Genomic DNA, 20,647 nt, shown 5'->3' on the forward strand with positions numbered 1-20,647 from the left:
AGCCGGCGGCGCGTGATGGCGATATCAAAGCGGCGCGTCCGCACACCATGCGTCAGTGCGCCGGCACCGACCACACCGGCTGCGCCGAGCCGGTGACTTTGGCATCGTGGCTCGTCTGCAGATCGAAGATCACCAGCGTGTTGTCGCCGCGCGCCAGCCACGGTGCCGGCACGTACAGCGAACGCTGCGGACCAATATTCCAGATACGGCCGAGGTTTCGGCCATTGACCCAGGCTGCCCCCTTACCGAACGCACTGACATCCAGGTAGGTATCGGCCGGCTGCGCCACGTGCACGCGCGCCCGGTGAAATGCCGGGCCGTCCACCGCGGCGGCGGTCCACCCGTGCAGCGCATCGGGCGAACGCATAGGCAGCGGATAAACCTGCCAATCGCTCAGCCGCTTGCCGTCCAGCCAGACCGGATCGACCAGGCCGGCACGCCCATCGGCCAGGTGCGGGCCGTAGTTGATGCGTCCGGTATTCTCCACCAGGATATCCAGCGTATGGCGGCCCGCGCCAAGTGTGATTGGCAGCGTTTCCTGTTTCAGGGCGCGATCGGCCGTACCCAACGGCTTGCGATCCAGGTAGACCGCCGCGTAATCGCGCACATCGCCCAGATAGAGCTGCCCCTTGACCGGCCCGCTGACCTGGGTGCGGTAGAGGATGTAGCCGTAATCCTGGCCGAACTGCTCCATCGGCGCCGGTTGGTCGACATGGATGGGGTCGGGCAGGTTGTCCCACAGCGACGCCGACTCGCCCAGGGTGATCGCCGGCAGCGTCATGAACGGCGTCGGCTCCGGCAGCGGCGGTGGCATGACGCCGGTCGCCCTGGCGATGACCTGGCGGAACAGCGCGAACTTGGGCGTGGGCCGGCCGGCTTCGTCCAGCGCGGCGTCGTAGTCATAGCTGGTGGTCTGTGCGACGTAGTGATCGGCCGGGCCGCCCTGGTCGTTGGCACCGTTCATGAAGCCGAAGCTGGTGCCGCCCTCGAACATGTAGAGATTGACCGAATCGCCCTGCCCCAGCATCCACGCCAGTTCGCTTGCCTGCTGGACGGCGTCGGTGTGCGCGTGCTTGCCGCCCCAGCCGTCGAACCAGCCGGCCCAGTATTCGCCCACCATGCGCGGTTGCCGCGGACGAAAGGCCGCGAGTTTCGCCAGCGCGCTTTTCGCCTCGCCGGGCGCAAAATTGGCCACCGCCAGCACGCCGGGCAAGGCATCGTTGGCCAGCATGTCGGCGCCATCGGAGGTGAACAGCAGGTTCTGGCCCAGCCCGGCGCGAACCAGCGATTGACGGATGTCGTCCATGTACTGCCGGTCATTGCCATACGAGCCGTATTCGTTCTCCACCTGCACCGCGACGATCGGCCCGCCGCGCGCGGCCATCAACGGCGCCAGCTCCTGCCCCAGACGCTGGAAATACGTCTCGACCGCCGCGAGGTAGGCCGGATCGCGCGTGCGCACGCGCAGGTGCGGATCGGCAAACAGCCAGGCGGGAAAACCGCCGGCCTCCCACTCGGCGCAAACGTAAGGGCCCGGCCGCAGGATCACGTTCAGCCCCTCCTCCTGCGCCATGCGCACGAAGGCAGCCACGTCGTTGCGTCCGCTGAAATCGAACTGGCCGCGCTGCGCTTCCACCGCGTTCCAGAACACATACGTCTGTACCGTATTGAGCCCCATCGCACGCGCCTTGCTCAGGCGATCGCGCCAGTACTCTCGCGGGATACGCTGAAAATGCATCGAGCCGGAGATGATCTGGTACGGCTTACCGTGGCTGACGAAATGATCGCCCTGGATGACGATCGGGCCGGCCGCGACCGGCGTATCGGCCGCGGTTGACCTGCCACAAAAGCCGTACAACACCGCACACAGCGACAGGCTCAGCAGGACGCTCTTCATACTGTTTCGCCGAATGAGGGTGGCAAATCGACCGCCGCCGATCCGTAATGTTTGTTCGGCTTGTCGCCCATCACGAACAGCAGATGACCGCCCGCCGCCAGGTCGGCGTGTCGGAACCAGGTGCGACTGTAAGGCTGGCCGTTCCATTGCACCGACTGGATGTATGGCCGGTCCGGCCCGTTGTCGCGCGCCTCGATCATCAGGCGGCGCCCCTGGGCCAGCGTCAGCTCCGCGCGGTCGAACAGCGGACTGCCCAGCACATAGGTGGCACTGACCGGATCGACCGGATAGAAGCCCAGCGCGCTCAGCACATACCAAGCGCTGATCTGGCCGCAGTCGTCGTTGCCCGCCAGCCCGTCGGGCTGGTCGCGATACATGCTCTCGCACAACATCCGCACGCGCGACTGGGTTTTGTAATGCTGGCCGGCATAGGCGTACAGATACGCCACGTGATGGCTCGGCTCGTTGCCGTGCGCGTACTGGCCGACCATGCCGGCGATATCCGGCGGCGCGTCGGGCGGCAGGGCCGAACTCATGTTGAACAGGTGATCGAGCTTTTTGACGAAGGCATCGCGGCCGCCGAACATCGTCATGTAGTGATAGATGTCGTGCTGGTTCAGGAAGGTCGCTTCCCACGCATTGCTTTCCGTATAGTCGCGCCATTTCTTGAAGTGACCCAGCCCACGCGGGTCGAACGGGGTCATCCACTGCCCGTCGGTCGCGCGCGGCTGCATGAAATGGTTGGCCGGGTTGAACAGGTGTCGATAGTTGCGCGACTGCGCCAGCAGGGTGCGGTGGTCGTCCATCGCGCCGGCGGCCTTGGCCATTTGCGCCACGGCCCAGTCGTCGTAGGCGTATTCCAGCGTCTTGCTGACCGCCTCCTCGACTGTATCGCTGGGCAGGTAGCCGAGTTTGCGGTACTGGGCCAGCCCACGATAGTCGTCTTGCAGAGCGCGCTGGCGATAGATCGGCCAGGCGCTGGTGTAGTCGATGCCGTTGAAGCCTTTGGCCTGCGCCTCGGCAATCACCACGGCCGAGTGGTAGCCGATCATGCAGCCGGTTTCCACGCCCTGCAGCGGCCACACGGGCGGCCCGGCCGGACTCTCCTTGGCCATGCGCACCAGGCCGTTGACCAGATCCGGAACCCGTTCGGGCTGGATCAGAGTGAACATCGGATGCAGGGCGCGATAGGTATCCCACAGCGAATACGTGCTGTAGTTGTGGGCACCGTTCGGCAATTGATGGATAGTCATATCCATGCCGCGGTAACGGCCATCGACATCGCTGAACAGCGAGGGGGCCAGCATGGTGTGGTACATCGCGGTGTAGAAAATCCGCTGATCGCGCGCCGACGGCGTGCTGATGCGCACACGCCCCAGTTCGCGCTCCCATGCGGCCACAGCCGCCGCGTGCACGCCGGCGAAATCCCAGCCGGGCAGTTCGGTGTCGAGATTGCGCAGGGCGTTCTCGACGCTGACCGCCGAGATGCCCACTTTCACCAGCAACGGCGCGTCGTGCGCATTGGGGTAATACAGAACCGTCTTGAGATTGGTGCCGCTGGCATGCCGCGCGGTGGCCGCGAGCGCCGTGTCGTTGGCGTACACCTGGGCGCGGGCGAACGGCCGCGACAGCTTCATCGCGAAATAGATATGGCGGCCATCGGCCCACTCGTGCACGCGACGTCCACCGGTCAGCGTGCGGTCGTCGACCACGGTCAGCTCGGCGTCGGACACGCGCGTGGGCGTGGTCGGGTTGTCCTGCATGCCGTGGAACAGGTCAACCACCAGATGGCCGCTCTGCCCGGCCGGAAAGGTATATCGATGCAGGCCGGCGCGCTCGGTGGCGGTCAGCTCGGCGCGGATGCCGTAATCTTTCAGCAGCACGCTGTAGTAGCCCGGCGTCGCGGACTCGTCGGCATGGTCGTAGCGCGAGCGGTAACCGGCCTGTGGATTTTCCAGGCTGCCCGGCATGATCTTTACCTCGCCGGTGGCCGGCATCACCAATACGTCGAGCATGTCGCCAATGCCGGTGCCTGACAGATGGGTATGCGAAAACCCCATGATCGAACCATCGTCACGGTAATAACCCGAGCACGAATCCCACACGGCGTTGTACGTGTCCGGACTGAGCTGCACCATGCCGAACGGCAGGCTGGCGCCGGGAAAGGTATGGCCGTGTCCGCCGGTGCCGATGAAGACATCGACGTGCCGGGTCAGGTCGGCGAGCGCGGCGGCGGCGCCGGCGGAAGACTCCATCGCCTTCGGCGGCAACGGCAGCGCGGCGGCGAATCCGTCGCTGGCAGCGGCCAGCGCAAAGGCGATGGCGCCCTGCAAAAAACCTCGACGTGTAAGCATGCATCATCTCGGGTCGGGCCACCGCACGGCGATTCAAGCCTTCAGCAGCGCGGGATGGCGTTGGTGGATATCGACGATCAGCTCGCCGAACAGTGTGTTGGCCCAGGCGAACCAGGGACGGGTGAAATGGGTCGGGTCGTCCTGGTCGAAGGCTTCGTGCATGAAACCGGTGCCTGCATCGGTATCGCGCAGCCACGCCAGGCACTGGGCGATCTCGGCCGGCTCCTCGCTGGTGAGCGCGCGCATCATGATCGACATCGGCCAGATCATCCGCAGCCCTTCGTGCGGGCCGCCGACACCCTCGGCGGCGCGGCCTTGAAAGAAATACGGATTGCGCGTGCTCCACACCCGTGCACGGGTGCGCTGGTACAGCGGGTCGCTGCGCTGGCAGCAGCCAAGATAAGGCAGGCCCAGCAGGCTCGGCACGTTGGCGTCGTCCATGAACAGCTGGTTGCCATAACCGTCGATCTCGTAGGCCCAGTGCGCTTCGCTGCCGGCTTCGCGCATCAGTCCGTCGCGCTGCGTAGCCTGTTCCACTTCCGTAGCCAGCGCCTCGCAGCGCGCGGCGAAATCGTTGTCGTGATGGATCGCGCGGCTCATCTGCGCCAGCTGGCGCAGCGACACCGTCGCGAAAAGATTGGACGGCACCAGCAACGGATAGAGGCAGGCGTCGTCGGACGGACGGAACATCGAGTGAATCATGCCGTTGGGCCGCGTCGGATTGCCGTAACCCGCCAAAAACTGGGTCTCGGTCGGCACCTCCGACACGCGCTGAAAATGATACGGGCCGCGGTCGTGCTTGCGCTGCTGCTCGACGAAAGTGGACAGCACGAGGTGCATGGCCTGGCGCCAGTCGTCATCGAACGGCTCGGTATCGCCAGTGGCCTGCCAGTAACCGTGCGCCAGCCGAACGGGATAGCACAGCGAGTCGACCTCCCACTTGCGCTCGCCCACGCCCGGATACTTGTCCGTCACATCGTGCACGGACCAGCTCAGCGGCGAATCGTGCGGGCCGGGCATGAAGGCATTGGCGTAAGGATCGATACGGATGCAGCGCGCCTGGCGCCGGATCAGACCGCGATAGAGCTGCCGCAGCGCGGCATCGCGCGACGCCAGCGGCAGATAGGGATGCACCTGCGCGGAAGAATCGCGCAGCCACATCGCGTCGATGTCGCCGGTAATGACAAACGTATCCGGCTTGCCGTCGAGGGTGCCGATCTGCACCGTGGTATCGAGCGTGTTGGGGTAGCAGTTTTCAAACATCCACGCCAGCTTGGGATCGGCGATGCTCGCGCGCACCGCGGCCAGCTGACGCTCCACCGCCTGGCTGACGAATTTGCGCCCGGACGGCGGCGGACGCTTGCTCGTCAACCGCGGCGCGGCGGCAGCCAGAGCAACACCAGTACCGGCACCCAGGGCCGATGCCGCGCCAGCCAGCCCCATCCATTTCAACAGCTCGCGACGCGTCGGCATGCTTTTACTCCCCGCCTCATCAGTGCGGCAGCACTTGCTGACCGGTAATCGCGAAATCGGCACTCACACCAGGAACTGAGTCGGGCTGGCCGCCACCGACGAATACCTGATACTGGCCGGCACTGACCGCACGCGTGCCGCCCTCATCCACCGTGCTGAGATCGCGCGCGGACAGCATGAAGTGCACATGACGCTGCTCGCCGGCCGCCAGATGCACGCGCTGGAAACCCACCAGCGCATGGCGACTGGCCAGCGGCGTCTGCGGCGGCACCAGGTAGACCTGGACGACCTCGTCACCCTCCCGTCCACCATCGTTGCGCACGTCTACACCGACGTCCAGCGGCTGGCCGGCGGTCAGCTGCGTGGACGACAGCGTCGGCGCGGCATATGCAAAATGCGTATAGCTGAGGCCATAGCCGAACGCATACAGCGGCGTGTCGCGGAAATAACGGTAAGTGCGGCCTTGCATGGCATAGCTGACGAACGGCGGCAGGTCGCGACCGGAGCGGTAGAAAGTCACCGGCAATCGTCCGCCGGGGTTGTAGTCGCCAGCCAGTGTCTGCGCAATGGCGACACCGCCCTGTGCCCCCGGATACCACGCCGCGACGATCGCATCGGCGTGCTGCTGCGCCCAGTTCAGCGCCACCGCACTGCCGGACATCAGCACCACGACCAGCGGCTTGCCGCTGGCGGCGACGCGCTGGAGCAAGGCGTCCTGCACGGATGGCAGCTCGATGTCGGTGCGATCGCCGCCGTCGAAACCCGGCACATCGATTTGCAGTTCTTCGCCTTCCACATCCGGCGACAAGCCGACGAAAGCCACCACCGCATCGGCCTTGGCCACGGCGGCTGCCGCTTCGGCGAGCTGCGCCGTCGCCGGCGCCAGCCATTGCAGTCGGATGCCCTGATCCTGCCCGCTGTGCACCAGTTCCAGCCGGATCGCATGCGGTTGCGTGTCGGCAAAATGGAGCGGCACCTGCAACGCACCGGCGCCGGTGCGATCGCCCAGTACCGGCTTGCCATCGACAAAAAGACGTACCGGATCGTGGCCGGCGCAGTCGAAACAGCGATCCACGTGCACCGCCAGTACGTAGTCGCCCGCGCCGGGCGGCAGCAGCTGGCCATCCCAGCGCACCGCGTAGCGGTCGGCGCGCAACCCTTCGGCCGGCGCGATGTGGTCCCAGTCGAAATCGATCCGTCTGTCGGTGCGCCGCACGGTCGGCGAGCCGCCGAAGTCGGTGTTGTCGAAATAGCTGCCGGCCAGCCCTACCCGGCCCTGAGGATCGCGCAAGGCGGTTTCGGGAACCGGAATCGGCACGGCAGCGGCGATCGGCGAGCCCTGCGCATAGGCCACGCGGTCGGCACCGAAGCGATCACGCAAACCTTGCAACGGCGTGACCGGTGCGCGAGGGGTACCGTGATAGTTCGCTTCCAGCGTTTCCAGCGTATCGGCATTGGGCCCGACGACCGCCAGCCGTGTATCGGGGCGCAGCGGCAAAATGCCGTGCGCGTTTTTCAGCAGCACCATCGACTCCAGCGCGGCGTGGAGCGCGAGCTGCCGGTCGGCCGGCGTATCGACCTGATCGGCGCCGATCGTCCGGTAGGGATCAGCGGATGCCGGCGCCAGCTCGCCCAGCCGGTAGCGCGCACTGAACAGGCGCACCAGGGCGCGATCGATCACGGCGCTGTCGAGCTGCCCGTGCTGCACGGCTTGCGTGAGATCGGCATAGGCATGGCCGCAGTCCAGGTCGGTGCCGGCACGAATAGACGCCGCCGAGGACTGCGCATTATCCGGTTTGAAATAATGGAACTTGGTCATGTCGTCGACCGCATCGCAATCGGACACGACAAAGCCGCGAAAGCCCCAGTCCTTGCGCAGACGCTGATCCAGCAGCCAGGGGTCGGCGCACACCGGCGTACCGTGCAGCGCGTTGTAGGCGCACATCACCGATTCGGCCTGGCCCTCGACGATGGCCGTCCGAAACGCCGGCAGATAGGTCGCCTCCAGATCGTGCGGCGACACGTCGATATCGAAGCCGTGCCGACCCGCCTCCGGCCCGCTGTGCACGGCCAGGTGCTTGGGCGTGGCGATGGCGCGCGGATGCGCCAGGTCGTCGCCCTGGATGCCGCCGATGAAACCCACCGCCAGCTTGCCGGTGAGAAACGGGTCTTCGCCGTAAGTTTCCTGGCCGCGGCCCCAGCGCGGATCGCGAAAAATATTCACGTTCGGCGACCAGATCGTCAGCCCCTGGTAACGGCCGTGATCGTGTCCGGCACCGATGGCGTTGAAACGCGCGCGCGCCTCGGTCGACACCACCGTGCCCACGCCGTGCAGCAGCGACGGGTTCCAGCTGGCGGCCAGCGCGATGGCCTGGGGGAATACCGTGGCGTAACCGCCACGGGCCAGGCCGTGCAGACCCTCGCCCCACCACTCGTAAGCGGGCACGCCAAGGCGCGATATCGCCGGCGCCCCGCTCTGCGTCTGGTCAACCTTTTCGGGCAGCGTCATCTTCGCCACCAGCGCTGCGGCGCGCGTATCGACAGTGTCATTCGCGGCATTGGCCGATCCACCCGCCAGCGCGAGGATGGCGATGATGCCGGCGACAGCAACACGGGGCGTCGTCATCACCGTGCCTCCATATCCCGTACCGCGCTGGCCTGTTCCAGCGACGGCTGAACGTTGCCAGCCTTCGCTGTCGGTGTGCCTGCCAGCGTGCTGGTGGCGATAGCGTCAGCCAGGGTTTGCCAGTGCAGCGCATGCTGCAACGCGTCCAGCGACGCGGCGCTTTTCACGTGCAGCGTTTTCGTTTCGCCGGGCAGCAGATCGAACGCGTTGTCGGACAGCTCGGCGTCCAGATCGCCGAAGGAAATCCATACGTCGCGCGCCAGTGCATCGGCGCTCAGCGTGAGCTGATAACCATCACCGGTCTGCGCCAGCGACGCGTGGATGCCGCCAACCGGCCATGTCAGGTTTTTCGGCTCGTCGAAAAACACCAGACTACGAGACAGCGAGCGATCGCCGTCCATCCAGTCGAATACCGCGAAGGTCTTTTTCGGATCGCCGCCGTGCAAGAGCTTGGCGTCGGGATAGCTGCCCGCCGGCGTACTGGACAGCGGTGCCAGCGTCAGCCGGCCCTCGGCATGCGCCAGAACCTTGCCATCGAACGACATGACCCGCATGCGCCAGTGCGCGGGCATGGCAGTGGTACTGTCGGACACCATCGACACCGCGGTGGTGCCATGGTTGCGCAGTGCGGCAAGCATCTGCGGCGCATAAAAACGGCGGGCGTGGAACTGCAGCGCTTTCCAGCGTCCGAAATAGTCAATGCTCGACCACGACGCTCCCGGCCACACGTCGTTGAGCTGCCAGTACAGCGAGCCCATCGCGTGCGGACGCGACGCGCGCAAATGTTCGGCGGCCAGTTCGATGCCGTGCGCCTGCATCACCTGGCTGAGATAGACGAAGGTGGCGAAGTCTTTCGGCTCGCCATACGCGCGCCGTATGTACAGCAGCAGGCGCTGGTTACCATTGCCGCTGTCGTATTTCTGGTGCGCGCGCATCACCGTCGATTCGCTCTGGCGGTCGGCCGGATCGGTGAAGGCCTCCACGGTGCGCATCACCGGGAACGACTGCAGGCCGTATTCGGACTGGAAGCGCGGCGTGACGTCGAGATATTCCTCCACCGGCTTGGCCTTGCCCGACCACACGTCCCAGTAGTGATAGTCGCCGTCGTCCAGCACGTTGGCCGCGCCATCGTAATCGGTGCTGGGCGTACTGGCCCAGTAGGGCACGTCCGGCGAATAGCGCGCGACCACGTCGCGCAGCACATTGCCGAACAGATTGACCATGCCGGTGACGATGCGCTCGCGCTCGTCGGGGCTGATCGACAGCATGAAGGCCTGGCGGTCGGCCCAGGATTCCCAACCCGTCTGCACCTCGTTGTTGCCCGCCCACAGCACGATGCTGGGATGATCGCGCAATCGCGTGACCTGCTCGATCGCCTCCTGCCGGGTGTTTTCGCGGTAGGCCACATCGTAAGGCGGTATCGCACCGCCGAACATGAAGTCCTGCCAGACCATCAGGCCGAGCCGGTCGGCCTCGCTGTAGAACGCGTCGGGCAGGTAATAACCGCCGCCCCACACGCGCAGCATGTTCATGTTGACGTCGTGCGCGGCAGCGAGCACCTGGCGCATCTGCGCATCGGTGGCCCGTGTGGGGAAACTGTCGAACGGGATCAGGTTGGCGCCCTTGGCGAACACAGGGATGCCGTTGACCACGAACGCGAAACGCTTGCCCCAGGCATCCTTATCGCGGCGCAGCGTTACCGTGCGCAGGCCGGTGGCGTGCTGGGCGCGATACACCTCGCCCTTACCGTCGCTCAGCGTGGCGACGAAGGTATACATGTCCTGAGCGCCGTAACCGGTCGGGTACCACAGGCGCGGTCGATCGATCTGCAGCGGCACGTTCAACGTGTGACGACCTGCCCCCATCGTTACCGTGCGCGTGGCGCTGGTCAAGCGCTGGCCATCCGGGCCGATCGCCTCCACCGTGGCCTGCAGCGGCACGCTGGTATCGGCATCGACATCGAGTTCCACGTCGACTTGCGCAACCTCTTTGGAGATGTCGGTTTGCGCGACGTGGAAATCGGCCACGCGCAGCATGTTCCAGCTGTCCAGATGGACGCTCTGCCAGATGCCTTCGGTGACGATGCGCGGGCCCCAGTCCCAGCCGTACTGGTACTGCGCCTTGCGGATGTAGTTGGCGGTCTGCTTGCCCTTGGGCTCGTCGCCGAAAGCGGAGTCGAACTCGCCCGGCAACGCATAAGGCTGCTTGAGCAGCCACGGCTTGAGCCGCTTGATTGGCGAATACAGACGTACCTCCAGCGTATTGCTGCCGGCATGCAGTACTGCCTTGGCCGGGATGCGCCACTGTCGGAACATGTTGTCTGTGCTGGTCAGCTTGTGGCCGTTGAGATAGACGTCCGCAAACGTGTCCAGGCCGTCGAACACCAGCTCCACGTGCTCGTGCGACAACGTGGCGGAATCGACCCTGAACGTCGTGCGGTACTGCCAGTCGGACAAACCGACCCACTGGATGGCCGCCTCGTTATCGCGCACGAACGGATCGTTGACCCGTTTATCGCCGAGCAGATCGGTCTGCACCGTGCCCGGCACCGTCGCCGATTGCCAGCTCGTGGTACTCGGATGCACGGCGGCGGCGCTATCGCCGGGAGCGAGACGGTATTGCCAGCCCTGATTCAATGACTGACGATCCAGCGACTGCCGGTCGAGCGGTACCTGCGCGGCGACACTGGAAAAAGCCGCTGAAAGCAGGATCGCCGCCAGCCATCGGCAGCGGCCGATGGCTAACGCGCGCGCAGGCATGTGCCGGGACATCATGGTTCGGTTTTCCCCGAAGAAAGGTGAGAGACGGCGGGCTTCGCCGTCGGAATCAGTTGCACCGTGCCGATGGCGTAGAGCGGGCCGTTCGACGGCGCCGTGAAGCGCATGCACAGGTCGTGCTGGCCGCTTTGCGCAGGCAGGTCGCCGCGCAGATTCAGGCGCGTACCCAATGCATCACCCGCCGGCAGCGGCAGGCGTGTCAGCACCGCGCCGTCGCAGCTATCCAGCCGCACTTCGAGTTCGCCGAAGGGCGTGGCTCGCGGATAGCCGATCACCTTGACCTGGTCGTGGGCCAGACCGAAGTTGCGCGGCAGGCGCGCCGCGTCGACGCGTATCGCGCCGATGCCGTCCAGCCGCGCGGCCGGGTAGATCTTGCACGCGCGGAAGATGTCGGCGTTGTACACGGGAGTATCCGGCTCGGCGAGGTCCGGCAGCAGCGGCAGGCGCAGGCCGCTGTCGCCATCCGGGCAGGGTCGAAGCTCAATGCTGGACAGCGTCCGCAGGCTTTCGTCGTCGAAGCGGCGGCTGCGCGTAGCCGCCAACGCCGTACCGTCGGCCGCGAAGGCGCGCGCGCGTACCGTGGCCGGCAGGCCGAGGTCGAACGGGCCCGCATAGCGCGCCGATGCCGGCGTGGGCTCGCTGCCATCGGTGCTGTAATGAATCTGGCCGTAGCCCGCAGAACCGTCATCGACCTGGTTGCCGAGCGCGATGCGTGCCTTGCCGCTGGACAGCGTTGCATCGACGCTGCCGTCGAGCGTGATGTCCACCGCAAAGGCACTGTCGGCGTACGGGATGCCCAACGCGCGGTATCGCTGCAGTTGTGGCGCAAGGCGGGTCAGAAAACCGGGCCAGTCGCGCTGCGCCGGCATCGACCACGCCACTTCCGAAAACGCGTCGATGCGTGGAAAAAGCGCGTGGTCGATATGCCAGGCCGAGGGCAAAAACTCCGACCACAGCGTGGCTTCAATGCCCAGCACGTGGCCGGCCTGCGCCGCCGTCAGCGAGCGGTCGATGGGATCGAAGGCATACACTGTTTTCAGCGGCAATACGTCGTAGCGTCCGTTGGGTTCGTCCGCGCGCAGGCTTTGCAGATGATCGAAATACAGCGAGCCGCCGGGCGCAAGCACCACGTCGTGACCCAAGCGCGCCGCGTCGATGGCGCCCTGCGTGCCGCGCCAGGACATGACCGAGGCGCTGGCCGGCAGACCGCCTTCGAGTATCTCGTCCCAGCCGATCAGCCGGCGGCCGTGCTTTTCCAGATACTTGCCGACCTGATCGATGAACCAGCTCTGCATCGCATCTTCGGTTTTGATGCCGAGTTGCTTCATCTGCGCCTGCACGGCAGGTGAAGCCTTCCACTGATCCTTGATCGCCTCGTCGCCACCGACGTGGATGTAGGTCGAGGGGAACAACGTCATCACCTCGTCGAGGACGTTGTCGATGAAAGCCAAACTGCCGGCATGGGTAGCGTAAAGATAAGGATTGACGCCCCAGTCGACCGACACCGGCGGACGCGCGCCAGTCACGCCGACGCGGTCGGGGTACGCGGCGACGGCCGCCTGTGCATGCCCGGGCATGTCCAACTCGGGCACTACAGTGATATGCCGCGCCGACGCATAGGCCACGATGTCGCGCACCTGCGCCTGGGTATAAAAGCCGCCGTAGCGTGCAGGCTCGCCATGCGTGCCCGCACCCGGCGGCGTGCGCCACGCACCGGTGGTGGTGAGTTCGGGATAACGCGTGATCTGTAGCCGCCAGCCCTGGTCGTCGGTGAGATGCCAGTGAAAAACATTGAGCTTGTGCTCGGCCATGGCGTCGAGCAGATGCTTGACCGTGTCGACGCTCTGGAAATGTCGGGCCGAGTCGAGCATCAGGCCGCGCCAGCGGAATCGCGGCCAGTCACGCACGCTCATCGCGGGCACGGCGACCGCACCGTGGCGATCGTCCGGAGTCAGCAGCTGCCACAAGGTCATGGCGCCGTAAAACAGGCCGGCGCTATCGCGCGCGGTGAGGCTTATGCCATCGCCATCCACCGTCAGCGCATAGCCTTCGGGCTGGGTGACCGGTGCGTCGCTGGTGAGCGCCACGCGGATCGCATGCGGCGATGCCGTCGATTCCTGCCGAACGCCCAGCTTCAGCGAACGCGTGTGCTGCAGCCGGGCGGCCAGATCCTGCACGGCAGCGAGTGCCGCCGTGTCGCCCGTCGGCACGGAAAGCACGGTATCGCCGGTTATTTCAAAGCGGCCGTCGTGCCGCTCGACCTGCGCCGGCATGGGAATCAACGGCAGCGGCGGCGCCTGACCGGCCCGAGTCAGGGCCGGGGTTGCCAGCATGGCCATCGCCCATCCGATAACGAGCCCCAAGCGCCCTGCTGTGCTGCGCCGCACAGGACCGCCCTGCGCTGACGACCGGCCGGTCGACACTGATTTCATCACGCGCTCCGTTTCAACGCTTCACGATGGGCAGGGCATCCCAGATCTTCGGATCTTCCGCACCCAGCACCCAGGAACAGAAACCTTCCAGGTTGTACTGATGCACCAGCTGCAGGCGGTCGTTGAAACTGTGCGCGTCGGGCATGAAGACCCACTCGCGCATGTCGTCGCGATAGAAGTAATACCAGGACTCGTGTTCCACCGGGTCCCACTGGATCTGCGCACCCTGCTCCTTGGCCAGTGGGAACGACGCATCGGCGTCGATGTAGTCGGCACTGATGTTGGAGGCCTCGGTGCCATCGGCCTTCACCGGATTGCCGGTGAACCAGTGATAGCCGTACAGGGCGATACCCAGCGAAAGCTTCTCTTTGGGTACGTATTTGAGCGCGTAATCCAGATGCTTGAGCATCCACGGCAACGCATCGACCGGGCCCGGCGTGGTCCAGCGGGTGTGCTGGTCGTAGGTCATCAGGCAGATCAGGTCGGCGTACTTGCCCAGCGCAGCCAGATCGTAAGCGCCACGCCAGTATTCCCACATCCACTTGGAAAACTCGCCTTCGCCGGCGTGGCCCGGCGCATTGGGCACCACGGCGATCGACAACTGCAGTCCGTGCTTGTGCAGCGCCTCGGCCGTTTGCCTGGCCATCAGCGTATAGGCATCGCGATCGGTCCACGAGATGCTCTCGAAGTCGAACTGGAAACCGGTGTAGCCGTATTCCTTGGCCTGCTGCAGCATCGAGTCGATCATCTGCTGCTTGGCGGTTTCGTCATGCAGCAGATCGTGAAAGCCCTTGCGGCCTGCCGTCATCGAAATGATCGGCATCACCGGCAGGCGATGTTCCTTGGCCACTTTCAGCACATAAGGATTAGGGCCGCCGTTGACCAGGCCCTGGCTGTCCACCCCGTACCAGGTGGGCACCAGCAGGCCGATCTTGTCGACGTGGGCAATCATCGAGTCGACCGACTTTTGCGTGTTCATCATGTAGAACAAGGCGGCCGGCTCCGCGGCATGTGCGGTATGTGCAGCACCGCCGAGCATCATGGCGGCACACAGCCACTGGAAGAATCTTTTCATCATGGGTTCCCGTTACTTGAATCGATACCAGGCATCGCGATGCGAAAAACATAGGCGCCCTCGCCCGACGGCTTGCCCGGCAAGTGGATGTGCAGACCATCGGCACACTGGGTTGTCTTGAGCGTGCGCCCGTCGGCCAGCAGCGTGACCGCACCGGCATGGTCGGACGGTTTGATCGAATGGATCACCGATTCGGCGTTGTCCGGCCAGCCCAGCTCGATGGCATACAGCGCACCCGGCCGGGTGGTGAAGCGAAAATCATCGGCGGTATAAGGTTTGGTCTTGGTGTCCTGAAAACTTCCGCTGGCCACCTCGGTAGGACCTTCGCCGAACACGCGCCAGGGTCGGGTGTCGTAGATGGCCTGGCCGTTGACCTTCAGCCAGCCGCCGATAGCCAGCAGAATGTCGCGCTCGGCGTCGGGAATGGTGCCGTCGGCGCGCGGACCGATATTGAGCATCAGGTTGCCGTTCTTGCTCACGACATCGGCCAGCAGGTGGATCAGCACGGTGGGCGACTTGTAGGTATCGCCGTCCACGTAGCCCCACGACTTGTCGCTCACCGAGGTATCGGTTTGCCAGTGACGCGCCTGGATGCCGGCCAATTGCCCGCGTTCGATATCGAGCACGCCGGCACCTTCGGGAAAATCGCCCAACTTGTAGTTGACCACCACCCCATCGCGCTTCGCGCCCTGGTTGTAGTAGTAGGCCAGCATCTTCGGCAGCGTGTTGCGGAAAGTCGGATGACCGATCCACCAGTCGAAATAGATCATGTCCGGATGGTAGTCGTCGATCAGCTCGGCCGTGCGCGCCAGCCAGTCGTCCAGCCACGCCTGCGAGACGTAGGTCCAGTCCTCGGCAAGTTTCTGGTCGTCCTTGGACAAATGATCTTCCGCCGGGCCGTACAGTCCTGCGTAGCGCGGATCGTTGACGTCCGAATCGACATGCCGGCCGCCATCGAAGAACCAATCGTGCTCGGCGCGATGCGAGGACACGCCGAAGCGCAGGCCCTGCGCACGCACGGCTTTTTCCAGCAATCCGATGATGTCTTTGTGCGGCCCCATCTGGGCGGCAGTCCACTGCGACAGTTTGGAGTCGTACATCGCAAAACCGTCGTGGTGTTCGGCAACCGGCACCACGTAACGCGCGCCGGCGGCCTTGAACAAGGCGGCCCAGGTCGAGGCATCGAAGCGCTGGGCCTTGAACAGCGGAATGAAATCCTTGTAACCGAATGCCGACAGCGCGCCGTACGTAGCGATTTGGTGGAGATATTCCGTGCTGCCCTTTTGGTACATCAGGCGCGGATACCACTCGCTGCCGAATGCCGGCACCGAGTAAACGCCCCAGTGGATGAAGATGCCGAACTTGGCATTGTCGTACCAGCCGGGGGATCGGTACGTTTCCAGCGATGCCCAGTCCGCGTGGAACGGACCGTCGTCCATGTGCCCGGCAACACGACTAAGAATGGCGCTGCGTTCAGGCGCGAATTTTGCGGCCGCGTCTTGCCATGCCTGATCGGCCTGCCGTGGCGTGAGCGTGCCGGCCGTAGGCGACGTGGGCGACGGCGACACCGCATCCGCCTGAGACGGAAGCTGACAAAACAGGCCGATCAGGACTGCACTGGCGATCGTCGATAACTTCATGCGAACCGTGTCTCCGTAACGGGGGGATCGAAAGTGCGGGTTAGATGCGACGCATGGCTGTAGCAACGCCAAAGCATTCCACCTTCGCCTGTGGCGCGTTCCACCGTTCGTTTAAACAGCATGGCCAACGATGAAGACCCTAGGCCTCGGCGTTGGCAGAATATCCTGCATGGGATGCACTGGGAGCAGGGACAACGAAGTACCTCCCGATAACCACCTTTGCTGCGGGAATCGTGCACGCGTTGCACGGGTCCGGAAAACATTTCCACGGCGCCAGGGCAACTCGTCCAGGTCAGATCGCACGCTCTTTGCATCAGCATCATCCATCGTGTCGCACGGGCCGCAAACGATAGCTCCGCCAAAAAAAAGACACTGGCGACAGGAGAAACTTGGGAGAGAAATATCCCGCCGCCAGTGTTAACGCACACGTTGCATCAAAGCTTGAAGTTGAAACCGATCGAGTAGGTGCGTCCGTTCTTATACTCGCCGATCGGCGCGTATTTCACCTCGTTGTACGAGTAGTAAGTCGAATCGAGCAGATTGGTCGCGCTCAATGTCACGCCCATCCAGTCGTTGATCTGGTAGCTGACACTGAGGTCCAGCTCCTTGTACTGGTCGGAGAACTGCTGCGCATCGAGCCGACCGATCTCGGTGAAATAGGGCGTGCGCCAGCTATAGTTGACACGCGCGGTCCAGGGCCCGTTCTCGTAGTAGGGAATGATGTTGATGGTGTCTCTGGACAGATACGGCAGGTTCAACCCCGGACTGGTGTCGGCATGCGCGTAGGTGTAGTTGGTCTGCAGGCCAAAGCCGTAGCCAAGATCCTGCTGATACATCAAGGAAATACCGCGAACCTTGGCGCCAGACACGTTGATCGGCGAGGTGATCGAATAGACGTTGGTCTGGCCGGTGGTCGGGTCGAGATAAGAACGATTGGTGGTCGTATCGACGATGTAGTTGCCGATCTTGCGATAGAACAGCTCGGTAGCCAGCAGGCTGGCCGGGGCAAAATACCACTCGCCGGCCAGATCGAAATTGGTCGATGAATACGGTTTCAGGTTCGGATTGCCCGCGCTGCCGGTGTAGTTTCCGCCCGTGCCATTCAACGACACCGCACCGGCCAAGTCCTCGTAACGTGGTCGCGCGATGACCTTGGAAACGCCGAAGCGCACGACCTTGTTCTCATCGAGGTCGTAGGCGATGTTGAAGCTCGGCAAGGGCTTGTAGTAGCGGGTCTTGCCTTGCACCAGGTAATACGCGCCGCCGTTGCTGGATTGGTAGTAATTGGACTTGTCGGTGGTGTCCACATAGCGCACACCGAAGTTGCCGCGCAAGCCGTTGTCCTCAAAGTTCAACTGCGCATAGATATCGCGAGTGATTTCACGGACGTTGAAGATCGACGGATAATTGAGGGTGTAGGCTCCCTGCGGCTGGCTCTTGAGATAGGCCTCCACATCGGCCAGATTCGCCGTCGGCCAGTTGTTCAAATCCCCGCCGGCATTGAGACCGTCGAACAAACCACTCGGCGCCGTGCCCGGATTGAACTGGCTGAGCGAAATGGCATCAGTGGTGTTGATGCGGTTGCCGCAAGCGTTCTGCAGGTTGTCGTGGTTGATGTACTTGAAACCCATCTGCAGCTGGTTGATCGGGCCCCACTCAAGATCGCGGCTGGCGTCGAACTGCGCATAGCGCTCGCGATCCTCGGTCTGCTGGTAATCGATGCCGCCTGCCTGATATTTTCCATCGATGTTGGCACCCGGCGCCGAACCCGCCGGTGCGGCGGGCAGACCCCAGTTGGCGGCCGAACCGTTGTCGTAATTGACGGAGGTATCGCGACCGTTGTATCCGAAGTTATAACCGCCGGACTGCAGCAGGTACTTCATCAGGTATTCCGGATCCTTGCCGCCCGCCGCCGCCGTGTAGCCCACCTGACTGGTGAACACCCACTCGTCGCCGTTGTAGTCGTGGCGCAGGTTCAAGCTCTTGGTGGTGACCGTCGACTTGCGGTAGTTGGCATCCAGCTCGGCGTAGGGCTGGCCATTGGCGGTATTGCCGGACACCGTGGCATTGGTGATGTAGCCATTGTTGAGCGTCAGGTCGGTGATCTTGTTGAGGTCGCCGCAGCCGGGGCAGACGTAGCGCGCTTCGCTGTAGTTGTTGTAAGTGCCGCGAATGTAGATGCCGGTCAGATTGAAATCGTTCTTGTCGTTGGGCCGCCACTCCAGTGCCGACTGAATGCCATCGCGCTGGCGTGTCTGCTGGAAGTAATCGCTATTGATGCCGACCGGGTATTTCGCCGTAGCGACGTCGCCGCTGCCGTGCACGGTGGCTGTCGGTGGAATGCCGCCGACGCCCGGCGTGGAGTAGCCGAAGAATTCGATACCCGCTCGCGACAAACTTTCCTTGTCATGCGTCAGCGCTGTCAAAAATCCAAAATCGCCGTCGCTGTTTTTCCAGCTCCACAGCACCGAACCACGCGGATTCCCATCACGCGAGCGGTCGTTGTAATCGTAACCGAGCGAACCGCGCAGTGTATTGGCCGGCAGGTCCAGCGGCTTGCGGGTATTCACGATCACAGTGCCGCCGATGCTGCCTTCGTCCAGGCGCGCCTCGGGCGACTTGTAGACTTCCATATTGCCGATGATCTGCGGCGACAGCAGCGTGTAGTTGAACGTGCGGCCGCTGGTGTCGGTGGGATTGCCGCCCCAGTCGCCCGATGCAATGGTCTGCCCGTTGACCAGCACGCGATTGAGCGCCGGATCGGTGCCGTTGATACTGACCTTTTCGCCCTCGCCAAACTGCCGGTCCACGGTGATGCCTGGCAAGTGCGACAGCGATTCGGCGGCGTTGGTATCGGGAAACTTGCCGATGTCCTCGGCACTGATCGCGTCGACCACCGCGTTGGCGTTGCGCTTGATGTTGAGCGACTTTGCAAGGCTCTGTCGATAACCGGTGACCGTCACCGCCTGCAGTGACTGCGCCTGCTTCTGCTTCGCCCGCTCCTCGGGCGTCATGGCTTTTGCGGGAGTTCCGTTCTGAGCCGGCGCGGCCTGCGCCGGGGCTGTTGCGGTTACATCCTGCGCGTGCGCGGCAACGGCCATGCCCAGGCCGGCGAGGATGCTCGCACACAAAAATGCCTTATTGTTTTTCATAAAAGTATTCCCCTCAATTGAAGCGTTCTTGCGTTCTTGGAGGTAAGGTCACGTCCCCTGACGAGACCTGCAGAAAATCAGTCGCACTGGCCGTGGGTATAGCGACTCACTGTTCGTTGCCCACGGATTGCGAAACCTTTCCCGCTTCGGCGCGATTCTGCAAAAACCAGCTGGCGGCACCGATAACGCCGAGCTGACCGTGATCGACCACGTGGATCGGAATCCGGTTGAGAAGCGGACGCATCACGCCCTTGTCCGTGAAACGGTCGACCAGTTCGCTGGCGCGCATGAACTCGGTGATCTTCGACAGAAAACCACCGGCCAGGTACACCCCACCGGTCGCCCCGTACAGCAGCGCTAGATCGCCGGCAAACGATCCCAGCCAGCCGCAGAAGAGCGACAGCGTTTCGTGTGCCAGGGACTTTTCGTCGGCAAGCGCCTCGGCGGAAACCTCTGCCGGCGTGTTCAATGTGGGGTAGCGATCGCGCAGCGCGCAAAGGGCAAGATAGAGGCGGTGCAGGCCCGGGCCGCAAAGCACGGTTTCATAGGGCACGTGGCTGTTGGCCATTGCCAAATGCGACAACAGCTGCTGCTCCAGCGCAGTGCGTGCAGCCAGCTGTATCTGACCGGCTTCGGTAGCCAACACACGCGACGGATTGCCCGGGAAGCGTACGGCGGCGCCCAGCCCGGTGCCCGGCCCAATGATCGCCACAGGTCCCTGCACCGGCATGTTCGACTGCGCCGATTTCAGCAGCGTGGTGTTGCTTTCATCGAGGTGCGCCGTGGCATGGGCAAGCGCCTCGAAATCATTGAGCAGGCAAACCTCATCCATCTGCAGCGCGGTCGCAATCTGGGCGGGTATGACCGGCCACGCCAGATTTTTATTGACCACCATGCCTGCATGCTCGTAACCGGCACAGGCCAGCACCATATGCCGAGGCCGCACATCTGAGCGTTCGCAAAAGCAGCGAATGAGATCTTGCAGGTGCGGATGATCCGCGCATCGGTACAGAAGGTAATCCAGCAAAACAGGAGCACTGCCGCTGGCGCCGCAAGCTACGAGGGCCAAGCGTGCATGCGTGCCGCCAATGTCGGCAGCAAGGAACGCACCGCGCTTCCGATCAGGCTGCACGGCAGTGCGCTGAAGCGAATCGGAAACTGCCGCCGCTTTCACCGAGGCGCCGTCCGCCACGAGCTGCGCAGGCGGTGATTTGCCCGAAG

Annotated in this window: 10 protein-coding genes; all 10 read right to left on the reverse strand. The window is 63.9% G+C overall.

Translation table 11 applies throughout. The annotated features are described in order from the left end of the window. Window positions 1–52: 52 nt before the first annotated feature. Window positions 53–1,897, reverse strand: coding sequence for a beta-galactosidase (locus HDE76_RS07440; RefSeq protein ID WP_184506379.1), 1,845 nt, complete (start codon window positions 1,895–1,897; stop codon window positions 53–55). Continuing rightward, window positions 1,894–4,251 (reverse strand): GH92 family glycosyl hydrolase, encoded by a 2,358-nt coding sequence (locus HDE76_RS07445; RefSeq protein WP_184506381.1) that lies wholly within the window; start codon window positions 4,249–4,251, stop codon window positions 1,894–1,896. The genes HDE76_RS07440 and HDE76_RS07445 overlap by 4 nt, the downstream gene beginning before the upstream one ends. A 33-nt stretch (window positions 4,252–4,284) precedes the next feature. After that, on the reverse strand, window positions 4,285–5,724 hold the full coding sequence (locus HDE76_RS07450) for a glycoside hydrolase family 125 protein (protein ID WP_184506383.1): 1,440 nt from the start codon (window positions 5,722–5,724) through the stop codon (window positions 4,285–4,287). Between the two features lie 19 nt (window positions 5,725–5,743). After that, window positions 5,744–8,350 carry a glycoside hydrolase family 3 C-terminal domain-containing protein gene (locus HDE76_RS07455; protein ID WP_184506385.1) on the reverse strand — a complete coding sequence of 869 codons (2,607 nt, stop codon included), beginning with the start codon at window positions 8,348–8,350 and terminating at the stop codon, window positions 5,744–5,746. Further along, the gene (locus HDE76_RS07460) at window positions 8,350–11,109 is read right to left on the reverse strand and encodes a glycoside hydrolase family 2 protein (protein WP_184506697.1); all 2,760 of its coding nucleotides are present in this window, start codon (window positions 11,107–11,109) and stop codon (window positions 8,350–8,352) included. The genes HDE76_RS07455 and HDE76_RS07460 overlap by 1 nt, the downstream gene beginning before the upstream one ends. 11 nt (window positions 11,110–11,120) lie before the next feature. Next, window positions 11,121–13,559 (reverse strand): family 20 glycosylhydrolase, encoded by a 2,439-nt coding sequence (locus tag HDE76_RS07465; RefSeq protein ID WP_184506387.1) that lies wholly within the window; start codon window positions 13,557–13,559, stop codon window positions 11,121–11,123. A 13-nt stretch (window positions 13,560–13,572) separates the two neighbouring features. Next, the gene (locus HDE76_RS07470; protein WP_255457646.1) at window positions 13,573–14,601 is read right to left on the reverse strand and encodes a glycosyl hydrolase family 18 protein; all 1,029 of its coding nucleotides are present in this window, start codon (window positions 14,599–14,601) and stop codon (window positions 13,573–13,575) included. A gap of 32 nt (window positions 14,602–14,633) precedes the next feature. After that, entirely contained in the window at window positions 14,634–16,274 is a 1,641-nt protein-coding gene (locus tag HDE76_RS07475; protein ID WP_184506389.1) for an alpha-L-fucosidase, read from the reverse strand. Between the two features lie 434 nt (window positions 16,275–16,708). Continuing rightward, window positions 16,709–19,288, reverse strand: coding sequence for a TonB-dependent receptor (locus HDE76_RS07480; protein WP_184506699.1), 2,580 nt, complete (start codon window positions 19,286–19,288; stop codon window positions 16,709–16,711). A 244-nt stretch (window positions 19,289–19,532) separates the two neighbouring features. Beyond that, the gene (locus HDE76_RS07485) at window positions 19,533–20,558 is read right to left on the reverse strand and encodes a glucokinase (protein WP_343205679.1); all 1,026 of its coding nucleotides are present in this window, start codon (window positions 20,556–20,558) and stop codon (window positions 19,533–19,535) included. Window positions 20,559–20,647: the final 89 nt, after the last annotated feature.

This window comes from Rhodanobacter sp. ANJX3 (assembly GCF_014200755.1).
Taxonomy (GTDB): Bacteria; Pseudomonadota; Gammaproteobacteria; order Xanthomonadales; family Rhodanobacteraceae; genus Rhodanobacter.

What these genes read in the sequence shown, in the direction of transcription:
- HDE76_RS07475 (WP_184506389.1), bottom strand. Translation starts at nt 16,274, where the DNA reads ATGAAGTTATCGACGATCGCCAGTGCAGTCCTGATCGGCCTGTTTTGT.
- HDE76_RS07445 (WP_184506381.1), bottom strand. Translation starts at nt 4,251, where the DNA reads ATGCTTACACGTCGAGGTTTTTTGCAGGGCGCCATCGCCTTTGCGCTG.
- HDE76_RS07470 (WP_255457646.1), bottom strand. Translation starts at nt 14,601, where the DNA reads ATGATGCTCGGCGGTGCTGCACATACCGCACATGCCGCGGAGCCGGCC.
- HDE76_RS07480 (WP_184506699.1), bottom strand. Translation starts at nt 19,288, where the DNA reads ATGACGCCCGAGGAGCGGGCGAAGCAGAAGCAGGCGCAGTCACTGCAG.
- HDE76_RS07440 (WP_184506379.1), bottom strand. Translation starts at nt 1,897, where the DNA reads ATGAAGAGCGTCCTGCTGAGCCTGTCGCTGTGTGCGGTGTTGTACGGC.
- HDE76_RS07465 (WP_184506387.1), bottom strand. Translation starts at nt 13,559, where the DNA reads ATGAAATCAGTGTCGACCGGCCGGTCGTCAGCGCAGGGCGGTCCTGTG.
- HDE76_RS07460 (WP_184506697.1), bottom strand. Translation starts at nt 11,109, where the DNA reads ATGCCTGCGCGCGCGTTAGCCATCGGCCGCTGCCGATGGCTGGCGGCG.
- HDE76_RS07450 (WP_184506383.1), bottom strand. Translation starts at nt 5,724, where the DNA reads ATGCCGACGCGTCGCGAGCTGTTGAAATGGATGGGGCTGGCTGGCGCG.
- HDE76_RS07455 (WP_184506385.1), bottom strand. Translation starts at nt 8,350, where the DNA reads ATGACGACGCCCCGTGTTGCTGTCGCCGGCATCATCGCCATCCTCGCG.